The following is a 15,614-nucleotide window of genomic DNA, read 5'->3' as shown; positions in this document are numbered from 1 at the left end:
GAGCGGTGGGCGGGTCCCGCGGCCGCCGTGTCTGGCAGCCGCGCGGGCGCGCCGCACAACGCGCCCTGAGCCCCGGATGAGGGGTGTAAGGATCCTTCTTACCGGACGGGGGGCACCGCAGACGAGTCCGTATCCCCTCGGTGACACGACTCATACGTACTGCTTCCGGACGCGGACGGACAGCGACTCGTCACCGGATGTCCGGACAGATGCCTCCACCACCCGATTGATGGCCTTCGTGTCGTCCGAATGGCGAGATCGACAGCAGATTTTCCGGTGGAGGGGGAAGCGAACGAAAGATGGTCCGGCCTTGATGTACCGGCCTGTCGGGATTCGGGCGCGACCCGTTACCCGATTTTGACATCCGTGGCCGTCGGTTTGAGGCAGTCCGAATGGCAAGATGCCGTAATCACACGAGGTCGCGACACTCGAAGATGCGTACGCGACTTTTTTGGCAACGCCTATGGCTACTCCCTCACACGCCGGAGGATCCCGACCATGACCGCACGCACCACGCGCTGTACGACCGCCGCCAAGACCCGCACCTCCCGTCTTGCCGCGGTCGCCGCCATCGCGGTCGCCGGCTCGATGCTGCTGACCGCCTGCGGCGACCAGACCGACGGGGGCTCCACGAAGGAGGGCGGCACCGCCGCCAGCAACGCCCCGCTCTTCTCGAAGCTGCCCGCCGACATCCAGAAGGCCGGCGTCATCAAGGTCGGCACGGACGCCTCCTACGCCCCGATGGAGTTCACCCAGGACGGCAAGATCGTCGGTGTCGACCCCGACATCGCCGCCGCCCTCTCCAAGCAGCTCGGCGTGAAGTTCGAGTTCACCTCGGGCACCTTCGACGGCCTGATCACCTCCCTGGAGACCGGCCGCCAGGACATCGTCATGTCCTCCATGACGGACAACAAGAAGCGCCAGGAGGGCCTGGACGACAACGGGAAGAAGATCGGCAAGGGCGTCGACTTCGTCGACTACTTCTCCTCCGGCGTCTCCCTGCTGGTCAAGAAGGGCAACCCGCAGGGCGTGAACTCGCTCGACGACCTCTGCGGCAAGACCGTCGCCGTCCAGCGCGGCACGATCTACGAGGACACCTTCAAGGCCCAGGCCGAGAAGTGCGGCTCCAACAAGCTCACGATCCAGGCGTTCGACACCGACGCCGAGGCCCAGACCCGGGTGAAGGCCGGCGGTGCGGTCGCCGACCTGAACGACTACCCGGTCGCCGCGTACATCGCGAAGACCTCCGGCGGCGGCAAGGACTTCGAGGTCGTCGGCAACCAGACGGACGTCGGCCTCATGGGCATCGCCGTCTCCAAGGAGAAGACCCAGCTGCGCGACGCCATCAAGGAGGCGCTCGACGCCGCCATCAAGGACGGCAGCTACGCCGAGGCCCTGAAGAAGTGGGACGTCGAGGACAGCGCGGTCAAGTCGGCCACCATCAACGCCGGCAAGTGACCTGCTCTCCTCCCCCCACGCACCACTGAAGGGCAGTCGTGATGACTGACAAGATCAGCAAGGACCCGGCCCCCGCGCCGGCCGGGTCCGGCCCCTCGGGCACGCCGTACGAGGCGATCAAGGCCGTCCCGGTCCGGCACTGGGGCCGTTGGGTCAGCGGCGTCGTCGTCGTGGTCCTCCTCGGCTGGCTCGTCTACGCCTTCTCCCAGGGCAACATCGTCTGGGCGACGGTCGGAGACAAGCTGTTCGACCCGTCGATCCTCAGCGGCCTCTGGAAGACCGTCCTCATCAGCGTCTCGGCGATGGCGCTGGGCCTCGTGCTCGGCATCCTCTTCGCCGTGATGCGGCTGTCGAAGAACCCGGTGACGGGCGCCGTCGCGTGGCTCTACATCTGGTTCTTCCGCGGCACGCCGGTCTACGTCCAGCTGCTCGTCTGGTTCAACCTGGCCCTGATCTTCGAGTACGTGAACCTCGGCCCGATCTACAAGGACGAGACCTCCCAGGTCCTGACCCCGTTCATGGTGGCCCTGCTGGGCCTCGGCCTGAACGAGGGCGCCTACATGGCGGAGATCGTCCGGGCCGGCATCCAGTCGGTCGACGAGGGCCAGACCGAGGCGGCGCACGCGCTCGGCATGTCGCAGACGAAGACCATGCGCAGGATCGTTCTTCCGCAGGCCATGCGGGTGATCGTGCCGCCGACGGGCAACGAGTTCATCAACATGCTGAAGACCTCGTCGCTGGTCTCGGCCGTGCAGTACACCGAGCTCCTCCGCGCCTCGTCGAACATCGGCAGCACGGCCGGTGCGGTGATGGAGATGCTCTTCGTCGCGTCCATCTGGTACCTGGCGCTGACCAGCGTCTTCAGCGTCGGCCAGTACTACCTGGAGCGCCGTTTCGCCCGCGGTTCGACCCGTAACCTGCCCCCCACCCCGTGGCAGCGGGTCAAGACGAACCTCGCCACGTTCAAGCGCTCCCCGGAGGCATCGGCATGACCGGTCAGCTCATGGTCAAGGCGGAGGGCGTCCACAAGTCCTACGGCGCCGCCCACATCCTCCGCGGCATCGACCTGGAGGTCCGCAGCGGGGAGGTGTTCTGCCTGGTCGGCCCGTCCGGCTCCGGCAAGTCGACCTTCCTGCGCTGCATCAACCACCTGGAGCGGATCGACGGCGGCCGGCTCTCGGTCGACGGCCAGCTCGTCGGCTACCGCCAGAAGGGCGACAAGCTGTACGAGCTGAAGGACAGCGAGGTCGCGGCCCAGCGCCGGGACATCGGCATGGTCTTCCAGCGCTTCAACCTCTTCCCCCACATGACGGCCCTGGCCAACGTCATGGAGGCCCCGATCCAGGTGAAGGGCGAGTCCAAGGCCGTCGCCCGCGAGCGGGCCGAGCGCCTGCTCGACCGGGTCGGCCTGCGGGACCGTATGGGGAACTACCCGTCGCAGCTCTCCGGCGGCCAGCAGCAGCGCGTCGCCATCGCCCGCGCGCTGGCGATGGAGCCGAAGCTGATGCTCTTCGACGAGCCCACCTCGGCGCTCGACCCGGAGCTCGTCGGCGACGTCCTCGACGTCATGCGGGACCTCGCCGAGTCGGGCATGACGATGATCGTCGTCACCCACGAGATGGGCTTCGCCCGGGAGGTCGGCGACTCGCTGGTCTTCATGGACGGCGGCGTGGTGGTCGAGTCCGGCCACCCGCGCGAGGTCCTGACCAACCCGCAGCACGACCGGACGAAGGCGTTCCTGTCCAAGGTGCTGTAAGACGCACGGTGCTGTAAGACGCACGGCGCCGCAGGGCGCACGAGGAGGGGCGGTACGGGCACGAGCCAGTACCGCCCCTCTCGCACGTCCGCGGTCCCCGGTCCGCGGCCCCTTCTACTTCACGGCCAGCAGCAGGGTGTCCGAGGGCGAGCACCAGACCGGCCGGGCCTCGCCGAAGCCGGCCGCCCGCAGCGCGTCGGCGTGCCAGCGGACCGGGGGCATGTCGCCGTCGGCGTGCTCGCCGTAGATCTCGAAGCGGCGCGCGGTGGGCTCGGCGAGGACCGGGTCCTTCGCGGCGAGCGCCCACCAGTCGGCCCAGTCGAGGACCCCGGCGGCCTTCTCCGCGTCCATCCGGGCGTGCCGCTGGGCCCGCTCGGCGGCGTTGATCCTCGGGGTGTCCGGATCGATCATGTGGTCGGCGTTCATGAAGACGCCGCCCTCGCGGACGAGCCCGCCGATCTGCCCGTACAGGGCGGCCAGGGGCTCGCTGTGCAGCCAGTGCAGCGCGGTGGCCGTGAGCACGGCGTCGTACGTGTCGTACGGCAGCTCCCGCGTCCACGCGGGGTCCTTGAGGTCGGCCGTCACGAAGGTGACGCGCCCGTCGCCCTCGAAGGTGCCCCGGGCAATGGCGAGCAGCGCGGGGTCGAGGTCGACGCCGGTGGATTCGGCCTTCGGGAACCTCCGGAGGAGCCTGTCCGTGATACTTCCCGTACCGCAGGCGAGGTCGAGGACGCGGGGCTCCGGTCCCACCAGTGCCTCGACCATGTCGAGCATGACGCGGAACCGCTCCTCGCGGTCCGGCATGTACCACTCCTGCTGGCGGTCCCAGCTCCGCTGCCAGCCGGCCCAGTCGGTGCCACCCATGTCCGTACCCTCTCGTCGTCGCCACGGAAAAGCCGAGAACGTAATACCCTCAGAGGGGAAACACCAGTTACCCCCTCGACGCCGACCCTAGCCCGCCACCGTAAGGACTACAAGTGGAACTGGCCTATTACTCGGATTACGCCGTGCGCCTCGTCAACACCGAGGAGCCGGCCCGCGGCAGGGACGGCCTCACCACGGTCGAGGTGCTCAAGGAACTCTTCGGCCCGGCCACCCAGATGTCCCGCCGGATCACCGAGGCCGACCTGCCGCGGTTCCGCGCGATCCGGGCCCGGCTGCGGGCCGTCTTCACCGCGGCCGACGAGGGCGACCACACCGGCGCGGTCGACCTGCTGAACTCCCTGCTCCTGGAGTTCCCGGTCAGCCCCCAGATCTCCGGCCACGACACCCTCGACGAGGAGGGCCGGCCCCGCTGGCACATGCACCTCGCCGACCACTCGTCCAACGCGACCGCCGGCTACGCGGCCATCTCGGCGATGGGCCTCGCCTTCCACCTGACCGAGTTCGGCGCCGACCGGCTCGGCCTCTGCCAGGCGCCGCCCTGCCGCAACGCCTACCTCGACACCTCCACCAACCGCTCCCGGCGCTACTGCTCCGACCGCTGCGCCACCCGCGCCAACGTGGCCGCCTACCGGGCCCGCAAGCGTCTGGAGGCGGAACGGGCCGACCTCACCGGCCGCACCGACGAGAACAGCCAGGAGAGCAGCACCCCGGCAGACCGCTGACGCCCCGGCGTCAACGGCCGGTACCGCGCCAGCACCCGCCCGAGCACCAGCTCGGGCGGCACCGCCCCGAACACCCGGCTGTCCCCCTCGGCGCCCGGATTGTCCCCGAGCACCCACCAGCCGGCGTCGCGTCGCTCGACCAGACGCTTCACCACGAGCAGATCCTGCTGGAGCGGATGGCGCAGCACGGCGACGTCCCCGACCGCCACCCGCCCGCCGTACCGCACGAGCAGCCGATCGCGGTGCAGCAGCGTCGGCACCATCGACACCCCGGTCACCTCGGCGATCCCGAACGGCGCCTCGGCCGCCGCGGTAGCCTCCCGCTCCACTCCTGCTCCCCTCGTCGACTCGTACACGAGTCCGATCCGTTCCCCGGACTTTTGACCTAAGCCCCAGGGGGCGCTCGCGAAAACGCCCTTCTCACCGAGTAATCTCCCACTTGAGAAGACGATCACGAGGAAGGACGGCTCCATGCTCTCCCGCCTGTTTGCCCCCAAGGTCAAGGTCAGCGCCCACTGCGACCTCCCCTGCGGCGTGTACGACCCGGCCCAGGCCCGTATCGAGGCCGAGTCCGTCAAGGCCGTCCAGGAGAAGTACCAGGCGAACGAGGACCCGCACTTCCGGGCCCGCGCCACGGTCATCAAGGAGCAGCGCGCCGAGCTCGCCAAGCACCACGTCTCGGTCCTGTGGAGCGACTACTTCAAGGCTCCGCACTTCGAGAAGTACCCCGAGCTCAACCAGCTGGTCAACGACACCCTGAAGGCCCTCTCGGCCGCCAAGGCGTCGACCGACCCGAAGACCGGCGAGAAGGCCCTGGAGCTCATCGCCGAGATCGACCGCATCTTCTGGGAGACCAAGAAGGCCTGACCCAGGCCCTCCCTCTCCCCCTGCCCCACCGCAGGCCAGAGGACGACGGCACGGCCCGCCCGGACACCCCGGCGCGGGCCGTCGCCGTTTCCACAGGGGTGTCGTCTTCCGGGCGGCGTCCTCGGGTGAGGGGTCGGCAGCGGGGTCGTGGGGTGTCACGTTTCGTCGTTCTCGTCGGTCGTAGGGGGGTGAGACGACAACTCGCCGCTGCCGCGTGGCAGTCGGATGAGAGAGACGAGGTCGGGATGGAGCCTTTGCTGGTGACCGGTGGGACCGGGAGGCTGGGGCGGGCCGTGGTGCGGCGGCTCGGTGACGGGGGCCGGGAAGTGCGGGTGCTGAGCCGCCGGGAGCGGCCTTCCGGGCCGGCGGCGGCGTACCGGCACGTGGTCGGGGACCTGCGGACGGGGCGGGGGCTGGACGATGCCGTGCGCGGGGTGGGGGCCGTCGTGCACTGCGCCACCACGTACGGCAGGGGGGACGTCGCGGCGACGCGGAATCTGATCGACGCGGCCCTGCGGAGCGGGAGCCGTCCGCACCTGGTGTACGTCTCCATCGTCGGCGTCGACGTCATCCCCGTGCCCTACTACCGCGACAAGCTCGCGGCCGAGCGGATGATCGCGGACTGCGGGCTGCCGTGGACGGTGCAGCGGGCCACGCAGTTCCACGATCTCGTGGCGGCCTTCTTCGCGTGGCAGCGGCGGCTTCCGCTGACACTGGCCCTTCGGCGGTTCCGGTTCCAGCCGATCGACGTCCGCGACGTCGCCGACCGGCTGGCCGGTCTCGCCCTGAGCGAGCCGGCCGGGCGGGCGCCCGACATCGGCGGGCCGCAGGTGTGCGACATGCGCGACCTCGCCGCCGCGTACAACAGGGCGCACGGCCTCCGCCGGCGTGTCGTCTCCCTGCCCGTGCCGGGGAGGATCGCCCGCGCCTTCGCCGGGGGCGCGAACCTCGTCCCGCACCACGCCGTCGGCACCCTCACCTTCGGCGATTTCCTCGCCGGCCGGCGCGAGCGCGAGGAGGACGGCGCATGAGTGGGGTGAGAGCGGTCTGGGTGCGCGCCGGGCTGGCCTTCCTCGCCGTGGTCTCCGCCGTGCTGGGCCTGTACGTCCTCCTCTCGCCCGAGGGGTTCTTCAGCTGGTCCTGGGTCAACCTGGGCATGGCCTACAACCCGCACCTGACGCTCGACTACGGGGCGATGAACCTGGCCGCCGCGATTCCTCTCGCCGGCGCCGCCGTGGTGATGACCCCGGCCTTCGCCCGCACCGCCCTGGCCTCGTACGCGACGTGGTCCACCGCGCACTTCCTCATCCACGTGCGCTTCCGCTCCCACGCCGTCGCCCACACCTCCGCCGCCGAAGCCGGCCTGCTCCTCGGCGTGCTGGGCATCGGCGTCGTGATCCCGGTCGCGCTGCTCCTGCTCACGTTCGGTCGCGGCCGGCGGTGACGCCGAGCGGTCCGTTGTCCGACCGCCCGCCTATGCTGCGCCGCATGGCGGACGAACGCGCGGGTGGGGTGGGCTCCTGGGGGGTCTGCGAGCTGGTGGTCCACTATTCCGTCGCCGCTCCGAGCGAGGCGGACGCCCGCGCCGTGGCGGCGGCGCTGGCCCGGCGGGGGCACCGGTGGGTGACCGTGCGGCCCGTGTACCTGCCGCATCTGGATCCCGGGCACCACCTGTTCGGCAGGCCCGCGTTCTCGCGGCCCGAGCTGGAGGGCTGGTGGAGCGTCGACAGCCTCGTGGACGAGGAGGCGCCCGACGCGGCCTCCGAGTCCCATCAGCACGACTGCGAGAGGAAGGCCGTCGACGCGGTCGCCCGCGCGCACGGCGGGTTCTGGAACAGCGGGTCCCTGGCCCGCCGGGAGACCAAGCTGTCCGGGTTCGACCGCCGGGGGCTGGTCCATGAGCACGACGAGGAGCACGCCCACCGCGTGCGGCGCGAGGTGGTCGCGCGCTTCCCTCCGCCGGTACGGGAGCCGGTCCCGGCCGCGCCGCTCCGGTGCGCCACCGCCGACCGGTCGTACCCGCCCGTGCTGGAGTGCGTGCGGGAGGTCGCGCGCGATCTGGAGGCCCGTGGGGGCGGGCTGCCCGCCGGGACGGCGTGGTGGCTCACCGGGGAGGCGGAGGACTTCTCCGGCGACCGCGAGGTCGTCTTCGAACTGGCCGACGCGGTCATGCACCAGGGGACCTGCTATCCGCACACCGCGGAGGAGATACCGCTGCTGGCCGGTCTCGCGGGCCATGCGGACGTCCGTCCCGCGCACCGGGCCCTGTTCCTCACGTTCCTGTACGAAGCGGCCACCATCGGCCTGCGGCTGGCCGCTTCCGGGGCCGACCGCAGGGTCGCCCTGGGGCTTCCGCTGGAGGAGACGGCGGACGAACGCGCCGCCCGCCGTGCGGTCGAAGCCGCCGCGCCGCGCCTCCTGGACCGGTGGGACGGCGAGGACGAAGCCGTACGGTTCGCGCTCGCGGGCCTCGCGGCGGCGACCCGGCACGGCGCCTCGCGTCCCCGCGTCCGGCGCCTGGCCGAGCACTGGCCGGCCGGGCCCCGGGCGGACACCCTGCGCCTGGTGCTCGCCCTGACCGCGCCCGGCGACGCCGAAGTGGTCACCGTCCTCCGGGACATGGCCGGAAGCGGCACCCTTCCTCCCCGCCGGATCCCGAGTCCCCTCGCGCCCCCGCGCGGCGCGGCGCTCGTTCTGCTCAAGCCGCTGCTGGAGCGGGAGGTGTCCTCACTGCCGGCCGCATGAGAGGGGCGGGCCCGATGAGGCGGGTGCCGGCCCGCTGAGGCGGGGGCGGGCCGTGGTCAGTGGCCGGGGGTGAGTTCGCCGGTGAGGCGGGTGTGGAGGTCGGCGCTGGGGGTGTTGAGGCCGGTGATCCGGACGGTCTTGCCGCGCTGGGCGTACCTCGTCCCGATCGCGTCGAGGGCGGCGACGGAGGAGGCGTCCCAGATGTGGGCGGCGCTCAGGTCGATGATCACCCGGTCGGGGTCGGTGGCGTAGGCGAAGCGGCCGACGAGGTCGTTGGAGGACGCGAAGAACAGGGCGCCGGTGACCCGGTAGACGACCGTCGTGCCGTCGGGGTCGGTGACGGCGGTGACGTCGGCGAGGCGGGCGACGCGCTGGGCGAAGACGACCATGGCGGTGACCGAGCCCAGGACGACGCCGATGGCGAGGTTGTGGGTGGCGACGACCGCGGCGACCGTGAGCACCATGACGGTGATCTCGCCGGCCGGCATCCGCCTGAGGGTCTTCGGGGCGATCGAGTGCCAGTCGAAGGTCGCGCACGACACCATGACCATGACGGCGACCAGCGCGGCCATCGGGATGTCGGAGACGACCGGCCCGAAGACGATGCAGAGGACCATGAGGAAGGCCCCGGCGAGGAACGTCGAGACGCGGGTGCGGGCGCCGGAGACCTTCACGTTGATCATCGTCTGGCCGATCATGGCGCAACCGCCCATGCCGCCGAGGAAGCCGGTGACGATGTTGGCGACGCCCTGGCCGATGGACTCGCGGGTCTTGTTCGAGGGGGTGTCGGTGATCTCGTCGACCAGCTTCGCGGTCATCAGCGACTCCATCAGGCCGACCAGCGCCATCGCGAACGCGTACGGGGCGATCGTCGTCAGCGTGTCCAAGGTGAAGGGCACGTCCGGCAGGCCGGGCACGGGCAGGGAGGTCGGCAGGGCGCCCTTGTCGCCCACGGTCGGCACCGCGATCCCGGCCGCCACGGTGATCACGGTCAGGATGACGATGGACACGAGCGGGGCGGGGACCGCGGTGGTGACCTTCGGGAAGAACACCATGAGCGCCAGGCCGGCGGCGATCAGCGGGTAGACGGCCCACGGCACGTCGCGCATCTCCGGGATCTGGGCCATGAAGATCAGGATCGCGAGGGAGTTGACGAAGCCGACCATCACCGAGCGCGGCACGAACCGCATCAGCCGCGCCACGCCCAGCGCCCCCAGGACCACCTGGAACACGCCGGCGAGGATGACGGCGGCGACCAGGTGGCCGAGGCCGTGCTCGCGGTTCAGCGGGGCGATCACGAGGGCGACGGCGCCGGTGGCGGCGGAGATCATCGCCCGCCGGCCGCCGACGACCGAGATGACGACGGCCATGGTGAAGGAGGCGAAGAGCCCGATCGCCGGGGCCACGCCCGCGATGATCGAGAACGAGATGGCCTCGGGGATCAGCGCCAGGGCGACGACCAGACCGGCGAGGACCTCGGTACGCCAGACCTTCGGGTCGGAGATCCAGTCGGGCTTCAGACCGCGCAGGCGCGCGGCCGGGGACACGGCGGTGGCAGCGGAGGACACGGGGCGGAACCTGTCGTTGCTCGGGCACGCCCCGTACGGCGGACCGGGGACGTGCGGAGGGGCGCGGAGCGGCCGGGCCGGCGCACCGCGGACGGCACCGCGACGTGCGGCGGCCAAGGGCGGGGAGGGGGTTCGCGGGGAAGGGAGCGCGGCGCGCGCTCTCACGTCCCGGAGCGGAGGGTCACGGCGGGCAGGCGGCGGCGCCGGGCGTCCTGGGCTCGCGCACGCTGCTCTCCTGCGAGAATTCGGTACGTCGCCGGGGGCGCCGTCGGCCCCGGCACGGCAACGGCGGGGCCGCGGAGCGCCGCCCTCGCCACCCACAACTCTACCCTGACGTGAGGGTAGAGATCGGCCGTGCCCCTCGGGGCCGCGGGCCGCCGGACGAGGAGAAGGGCCAGGGGAGCACGGGCGTGGACGCCAAGCACATGCAGATCGGCGAGGTCGCCGCGCGGACCGAGCTGTCCCTGCGGACGATCCGCCACTACGAGGAGACCGGGCTCGTCACCCCGTCCGCCCGGTCCCAGGGCGGGTTCCGCCTCTACACCGAGGCCGACGTCGCCCGCCTCATGGTCGTCCGCCGCATGAAGCCGCTCGGCTTCACCCTGGACCAGATGCGCGACCTCCTCGACGCCACCGACCGCCTCGACGCCACCGACCGTCTGGACGCCACCGACCGCATGGACGGCGCCACGGGCGCGGACGCCCGCGCGGCCCTCGGCGCCGAGGAGCGCGAGGCCCTGCTGGAGCGCGTCCGCGCCTATCAGCAGGAGGCCGCCGCGCAGGTCGAGAAGCTGCGGGTGCAGCTCGCCCGCGCCGAGGACTTCGAGGCCACCCTGCGGGCCCGCCTGGAGCGGGACGCGCCCGGCCGCCACGCCTGACCGCCGACCGCCGACCGCCGCCGACGCCACCACCGGCCGCCCCCGACCGCCTCCGTCAGCCGCCCCGGCCACCACCGGCCGCCCCCGTCAGCCTGCGGCGGCCGGGAGGCAGGGCGGTGCCGTGCCGCCCGCGCGGAGCCAGGCGCGGTACGGGGGCGCCCGGTGCGCGGCTTCGCGGTACGCCTCGGCGAGGGTGGCGTGGAGGGGGGCCAGCGGGGTGGTGCGGCGGGCGCAGAGGAGGAGGCGGACGGCGAGCGGGTCGCCGCGGAGCGGCCGGACCGCCAGGTCCTCGCGGGGCACGGACGTCGGCTGGCAGGGGGCCACCGCCTCGCCGAGGGCGACGAGGGAGGCGGCGGTGTGGTAGTCGCCGTGGAGGAGGGGCGGGTCGATGCCGGCGGCCGTCAGGACGCGGCGTAGCCCGTCCCATTCGCCGTCCACCGCCGGATCGACCATCCAGTGGTCGCGGGCCAGGTCGGCGAGGTCCACGACGGGGTGGGCGGCGGCCGGGTGGGCGGGCGAGAGGGAGACGAACTGGGGCTCGCGGGCGACGAGGACGCGCTGCTGGAGGCCGTCGGGCACCGGGAGGGGGCTGCCCTCGACCTCGTGGACGAAGGCCACGTCCAGGCGGCCCGCCGCGACCTCGCGCAGCAGGGTCCGCGCGGAGACGTCGACGCGCAGGCCGACGTCGGTGCCGGGGAAGCGGGCGCGGAGCCGCCGGAGCCAGCCGGGGAGGGCGCGGCTGGCGGTGGAGCCGACGCGGAGCCGGGGGCCGTCGGCGCGGGCGGCCTCGGCGCGGGTCTCGGTGACGAGCGCGGCCATGCCGTCGACCAGCGGGCGGGCGCGGGTGAGCAGGGAGCGGCCGAGCGGGGTGGGGAGGCAGCCGGTGCGGCCCCGGGAGAACAGCTCGGCGCCGAGGGCGTTCTCGATGCGGCGCAGCTGGGTGGTCAGGGACGGCTGGCTCATGCCGAGCTGCCGCGCCGCCTTGTGCAGGCTGCCCGTGTCCGCGATGGCGCAGAGCGCGCGCAGGTGTCTCACCTCCAGCTCCATGGGGCGAGCGTAGGACGGTGTTCCGGTCGCGCACCAGATGTTCGGATCGGCCCAACTCGCTGGATAGCGGGGCCAATTGGCGAGCTGGAAGCGGGGGTGATGCGGTCGTGCTATCGGGGAGTGGCATTCTTCCCGGCGGGCTCGCGCGGTCCGAGACTCTCTCCCGACCCCGATCAGGAGGAGCCCCCCATGCGACACCCCAAGGTCCTCACCCGTACCCTCACCGCCGCCCTCGGCCTCGGTCTCGCGGTCTCGCTCGGCGCCGCCGCCCCCGCCGGTGCCGCGCCGGACGCCGCCGCGCCGGTGTCCGCGTCCGCCGCCGTCGCCGGGTACGCCGCGTACGCCGGTTCGGCGGAGGAGGCGAAGGCCAACAAGGCGTTCCACGACGCCGTCATGCGGTCGGTGGCGAAGAAGCGGGCCGCGAACCCGTCCGCGACCGCGGCCGTCACCGTCGTCTACAGCGCGGCCAACGCCCCCAGTTTCCGCACCCAGATCGCCCGCTCGACCCAGATATGGAACAGCTCGGTGGTGAACGTCCGGCTCGTCGAGGGCAGCAACCCGGACTTCCGCTACTACGAGGGGAACGACTCCCGCGGTTCGTACGCGAGCACCGACGGGCACGGGAGCGGCTACATCTTCCTCGACTACCGGCAGAACCAGCTGTACAACTCCACCCGGGTGACCGCCCACGAGACCGGGCACGTGCTCGGTCTGCCGGACCATTACAGCGGCCCGTGCAGCGAGTTGATGTCCGGCGGCGGTCCGGGCACGTCCTGCCAGAACGCCACTCCGAACGCCCAGGAGCGGGCCCGCGTCGACCAGTTGTGGCGTTACGGGCTCGCTTCCGCGTTCAAGGGCTGACCGGCGCGGTCGTCACACGGCCGACAGAAGCCGCCGGCCGAAGTCGGCGCCCTCGGGGAGCTGGCCGCGCAGCCGGGCCAGCGCGCCCTCGAAGTCGCCGCCGGCGACGACGGCCTCGAAGGCGGTCCCGCCGTAGTGCAGGGTCAGGCTGAGGTCGGCGCGCTCGCCGAGGGTGAGCAGGCAGCTGAGCGTGGCCTGTTGGGCGGCTCCGCCGGTGACGACGGGGAGCGGCAGGTCCCACTCCAGTACGCAGCCGGTGAGGGCCTGCCCGCCCTCGCCGGCGGCGGTGAGGGCGGCGAAGCTCGCGCCCGTGTACTCGATTCCCCTGACGCGGACGCTGACGCGCCCGCCGTCGGCCGTGATGACGATCGCTTCCGCACCGCGGCGGTCCCGGTACCAGCCGGTCCAGACTTCTGTCGACTCCGATGACATGCGCGGACTGTAGCGGTATGACCGGCTCCGGCGCGCGGCCGGTCACCCTGGGGCCGGACTTCTCCCGTTCTCGCCGTTCTTGCCGGTGACCTGCGTGGTAGTGGCTTCCGTGCCGTCCGGCCCCGGCGCCTCGGCGTGCGGGCAGTCGTGGTTGCGGCACGGCTGCACCGTCCACTCGGGCACCCAGGCCCCGAGGACCTTGTGCCGGGTGGCGACGGTGGCGCGGGGGCGTCCGCAGGCCGGGCAGGGCAGCGCGGCCAGCGGGTCCCTCACCGTGCGCGGGATCTCCTCGGCCATGCCTCCAGGGTAGGCCGGGCGCCGCCGGGCCGCCCGCTACCGCTTCCTGGTGTACGTGCGGACCAGGACGCCGTTGTCGAAGGCGCGCACGGAGCCGAGGGCGAAGTCGCGGGGCTCGAAGCCGGCGCCGAACATCGGCATGCCGGAGCCGTACACCTGCGGATAGGTCTTGATGACCAGCTCGTCGATCTCCTCGATGAGCTCGCCGGCGACGGTGGAGCCGCCGCAGAGCCAGATGCCGAGCCCGCCGTCCTCGGCCTTGAGCTCGCGGACGCGGCCGACGAGGTCGTCGGCGATCAGCTCGACGTTCGGGTCGGGCGACTCCGTGAGGGTGCGGGTGGCGACGTACTCGCGGAGGTGGGCGTACGGGCTGGCGATGCCGACGTCCAGGGCGATGCGGTACGAGGCGAGGCCCTGGATCACGGTGTCGTAGTGCTTGGGGTCGGCGTCGATGCCGAGGGGCTCCCGCATGTGGAACGGGATGGTCTCCGGGTACTCGGAGTTCATCCACTCCTGGTACTCCGCGTCCACGAAGGAGTACATGGACGAGGCGTCGCCGTGCGGGTCGCCGATGAAGCCGTCGATGGAGCAGGCGACGTAGTACGTGAGCTTGCGCAAACCGGGTCCTGTTCTGTCGGGGCGTGACCGCGAGCGCGACCACGACAGACATAGTGCTTCATCTGTAGTGGTCGCGCAACCCTGAAAGCCCACCCGGTTGTTGAGGGAGTCCCTGTCGGCTGGTCAGCGGCTCCTGCGGGTCACGAACTCCGCGAGCGACAGCAGGTCCCCGGCCGCCGACAGGTCCGGGACCGCGCCGGCCAGGTGCTCGACCGCCCGGCCCATCCGGTCGGCCGCCTGGGCCTGCGCCCAGTCCCGGCCGCCGGCCCGCTCCACGGCGTCGGCCGCGGCCCGGACCGCCCGCTCGTCCAGGACCTCGCGGGAGTACAGCTCGGCCAGCTCCTCGCCGGCGGGGGTGCCGGAGGTGAGCGCCGCGACCACGGGCAGCGACTTCTTGCGGGCGACGAGGTCGGCGCCGGCCGGCTTGCCGGTGCGGTCGGGGTCGCCCCAGATGCCGATGAGGTCGTCGATCAGCTGGAAGGCGAGGCCGGCCTCGCGGCCGAAGGAGTCGAGCGCCGCGACCTCCTCCTCCCCCGCGCCCGCGTACAGCGCGCCGAGCGCGCAGGAACAGCCCAGCAGCGCCCCGGTCTTGGCGGTGGCCATGGCGAGGCACTCGTCGAGGGAGACCTCGCGGGGGCCGCGCGACTCGAAGGCGCAGTCCGCCTGCTGGCCGGCGCAGAGCTCGATGACGCAGGCGGCGAGGCGCGCGGTGGCCGCGGCGGCGGCCGGGTGCGGGTCCTCGGCGAGCAGCCGGAGCGCCAGCGCGTTCATGGCGTCGCCGGTCATCAGGGCGTCGGGGATGCCGAACACGGTCCAGGCGGTGGGCCGGTGCCGGCGGGTCGGGTCCTCGTCGACGATGTCGTCGTGGAGCAGGGTGAAGTTGTGGGCCAGCTCGACGGCCGCGGCGGCCTTCACCGCCTGGGTGTCCTCGGCGCCCAGCGCGCGGGCGGCGGCGAGCACCAGGGCGGGGCGGATGGCCTTGCCGGCCTGGCCGTCGGCGGGCGTGCCGTCGGCGTCCTCCCAGCCGAAGTGGTACATCGCCACCCGGCGCACGGAGCCGGGCAGGGTCTCGACGGTGGAGCGGATCTGGGGGTCCACGGCGGTCCTCGTCCGGTCGAGGAGCGCCACGGCGCCCGGTCCGTCGATGACGGGATCCGCGGTCGTCAGCGTCACGGTCTTGGTCGTCCTTCTTCACGACGAGCCCCGCGGCGGGGCGCGGGGCGGGGGCGGTGGATGGGGAATGGAGGGCGATCGGGGCCGGCGGTTTCGGGGGCCTACTGGTGCCCCCGGGGGATACGGCGGGGGCGGGGGCAGGTCGGCGGCCCCCGGGCGGCGGGCGGACGTTCCGACCTCGCCCGCGGCGTCCGCCCGCCGGCCGGATAGGGAACTCCCTCTCGTACGTCTGACTTGCGAAAGAAAGCCTGTCAGCACAGAGGGTGCCGACGCCATTACACAATCGGGTGGGACTGATCGGCGATCT

At 72.4% G+C, this 15,614-nt stretch carries 18 protein-coding genes; 10 read left to right on the top strand and 8 right to left on the bottom strand.

Annotation, left to right across the window (positions count from 1 at the left end):
• The first annotated feature begins 498 nt into the window (after positions 1 to 498).
• From ACFVQZ_RS19990 to ACFVQZ_RS19980, 3 genes are read left to right on the top strand one after another with little or no spacing between them, the layout of a single operon-like run.
• On the top strand, positions 499 to 1,458 hold the full coding sequence (locus ACFVQZ_RS19990; RefSeq protein ID WP_030492667.1) for an ABC transporter substrate-binding protein: 960 nt from the start codon (positions 499 to 501) through the stop codon (positions 1,456 to 1,458).
• Between the two features lie 41 nt (positions 1,459 to 1,499).
• Positions 1,500 to 2,450, top strand: coding sequence for an amino acid ABC transporter permease (locus ACFVQZ_RS19985; RefSeq protein WP_383624365.1), 951 nt, complete (start codon positions 1,500 to 1,502; stop codon positions 2,448 to 2,450).
• The gene (locus ACFVQZ_RS19980; protein ID WP_030492669.1) at positions 2,447 to 3,214 is read left to right on the top strand and encodes an amino acid ABC transporter ATP-binding protein; all 768 of its coding nucleotides are present in this window, start codon (positions 2,447 to 2,449) and stop codon (positions 3,212 to 3,214) included. Before ACFVQZ_RS19985 ends, ACFVQZ_RS19980 begins: the two co-directional genes overlap by 4 nt.
• A gap of 114 nt (positions 3,215 to 3,328) precedes the next feature.
• On the opposite strand, the gene ACFVQZ_RS19975 is transcribed toward ACFVQZ_RS19980, so the two are convergent.
• Entirely contained in the window at positions 3,329 to 4,078 is a 750-nt protein-coding gene (locus tag ACFVQZ_RS19975; RefSeq protein WP_030492670.1) for a class I SAM-dependent methyltransferase, read from the bottom strand.
• A gap of 113 nt (positions 4,079 to 4,191) precedes the next feature.
• Between ACFVQZ_RS19975 and ACFVQZ_RS19970 the strand changes: the two genes are divergently transcribed.
• Entirely contained in the window at positions 4,192 to 4,821 is a 630-nt protein-coding gene (locus ACFVQZ_RS19970) for a CGNR zinc finger domain-containing protein (protein WP_030492671.1), read from the top strand.
• Here ACFVQZ_RS19970 and sodX read toward each other — a convergent pair.
• Positions 4,725 to 5,150 carry a nickel-type superoxide dismutase maturation protease gene (sodX, locus tag ACFVQZ_RS19965; RefSeq protein WP_383624361.1) on the bottom strand — a complete coding sequence of 142 codons (426 nt, stop codon included), beginning with the start codon at positions 5,148 to 5,150 and terminating at the stop codon, positions 4,725 to 4,727. The genes ACFVQZ_RS19970 and sodX overlap by 97 nt on opposite strands.
• 142 nt (positions 5,151 to 5,292) lie before the next feature.
• Between sodX and sodN the strand changes: the two genes are divergently transcribed.
• From sodN to ACFVQZ_RS19945, 4 genes are all read left to right on the top strand, one after another.
• The gene (gene sodN / locus ACFVQZ_RS19960) at positions 5,293 to 5,688 is read left to right on the top strand and encodes a superoxide dismutase, Ni (protein WP_030207400.1); all 396 of its coding nucleotides are present in this window, start codon (positions 5,293 to 5,295) and stop codon (positions 5,686 to 5,688) included.
• A gap of 260 nt (positions 5,689 to 5,948) precedes the next feature.
• A complete protein-coding gene (locus ACFVQZ_RS19955) occupies positions 5,949 to 6,719 on the top strand; it encodes an SDR family oxidoreductase (protein WP_383624357.1) in 771 nt (256 codons plus the stop codon).
• Positions 6,716 to 7,132 (top strand): hypothetical protein, encoded by a 417-nt coding sequence (locus ACFVQZ_RS19950; protein ID WP_383624354.1) that lies wholly within the window; start codon positions 6,716 to 6,718, stop codon positions 7,130 to 7,132. The genes ACFVQZ_RS19955 and ACFVQZ_RS19950 overlap by 4 nt, the downstream gene beginning before the upstream one ends.
• A gap of 44 nt (positions 7,133 to 7,176) precedes the next feature.
• Positions 7,177 to 8,433 (top strand): hypothetical protein, encoded by a 1,257-nt coding sequence (locus ACFVQZ_RS19945; RefSeq protein ID WP_383624351.1) that lies wholly within the window; start codon positions 7,177 to 7,179, stop codon positions 8,431 to 8,433.
• 56 nt (positions 8,434 to 8,489) lie between these two features.
• Here ACFVQZ_RS19945 and ACFVQZ_RS19940 read toward each other — a convergent pair whose 3' ends face one another.
• Positions 8,490 to 9,980 (bottom strand): SulP family inorganic anion transporter, encoded by a 1,491-nt coding sequence (locus tag ACFVQZ_RS19940; protein ID WP_030492688.1) that lies wholly within the window; start codon positions 9,978 to 9,980, stop codon positions 8,490 to 8,492.
• 431 nt (positions 9,981 to 10,411) lie between these two features.
• On the opposite strand from ACFVQZ_RS19940, the gene ACFVQZ_RS19935 reads away from it, so the two are divergent.
• A complete protein-coding gene (locus tag ACFVQZ_RS19935; RefSeq protein ID WP_383624348.1) occupies positions 10,412 to 10,879 on the top strand; it encodes a MerR family transcriptional regulator in 468 nt (155 codons plus the stop codon).
• 87 nt (positions 10,880 to 10,966) lie between these two features.
• Here ACFVQZ_RS19935 and ACFVQZ_RS19930 read toward each other — a convergent pair whose 3' ends face one another.
• Positions 10,967 to 11,926, bottom strand: a complete 960-nt coding sequence (locus ACFVQZ_RS19930) for a LysR substrate-binding domain-containing protein (RefSeq protein WP_030492690.1) — start codon at positions 11,924 to 11,926, stop codon at positions 10,967 to 10,969.
• Positions 11,927 to 12,115: 189 nt separating this feature from the next.
• Between ACFVQZ_RS19930 and snpA the strand changes: the two genes are divergently transcribed.
• On the top strand, positions 12,116 to 12,787 hold the full coding sequence (snpA, locus tag ACFVQZ_RS19925; RefSeq protein WP_383624344.1) for a snapalysin: 672 nt from the start codon (positions 12,116 to 12,118) through the stop codon (positions 12,785 to 12,787).
• A 12-nt stretch (positions 12,788 to 12,799) separates the two neighbouring features.
• On the opposite strand, the gene ACFVQZ_RS19920 is transcribed toward snpA, so the two are convergent.
• From ACFVQZ_RS19920 to ACFVQZ_RS19905, 4 genes are all read right to left on the bottom strand, one after another.
• Entirely contained in the window at positions 12,800 to 13,219 is a 420-nt protein-coding gene (locus ACFVQZ_RS19920; RefSeq protein ID WP_030492692.1) for a DUF6304 family protein, read from the bottom strand.
• A 42-nt stretch (positions 13,220 to 13,261) separates the two neighbouring features.
• A complete protein-coding gene (locus tag ACFVQZ_RS19915) occupies positions 13,262 to 13,516 on the bottom strand; it encodes a hypothetical protein (protein ID WP_383624341.1) in 255 nt (84 codons plus the stop codon).
• Positions 13,517 to 13,552: 36 nt separating this feature from the next.
• Positions 13,553 to 14,134 carry a dihydrofolate reductase family protein gene (locus tag ACFVQZ_RS19910; protein WP_383624338.1) on the bottom strand — a complete coding sequence of 194 codons (582 nt, stop codon included), beginning with the start codon at positions 14,132 to 14,134 and terminating at the stop codon, positions 13,553 to 13,555.
• A 123-nt stretch (positions 14,135 to 14,257) separates the two neighbouring features.
• Positions 14,258 to 15,307: a family 2 encapsulin nanocompartment cargo protein polyprenyl transferase gene (locus tag ACFVQZ_RS19905; protein ID WP_383624334.1), complete on the bottom strand. Its 1,050-nt coding sequence runs from the start codon at positions 15,305 to 15,307 to the stop codon at positions 14,258 to 14,260.
• Positions 15,308 to 15,614 lie beyond the last annotated feature (307 nt).

Origin of the sequence: Streptomyces sp. NPDC057854, assembly GCF_042797055.1 — a bacterium.
Classification (GTDB): Bacteria; Actinomycetota; Actinomycetes; order Streptomycetales; family Streptomycetaceae; genus Streptomyces.
Note: the sequence above shows the minus strand (reverse complement) of the source record. Positions and strands in the feature narration are given on the sequence as shown.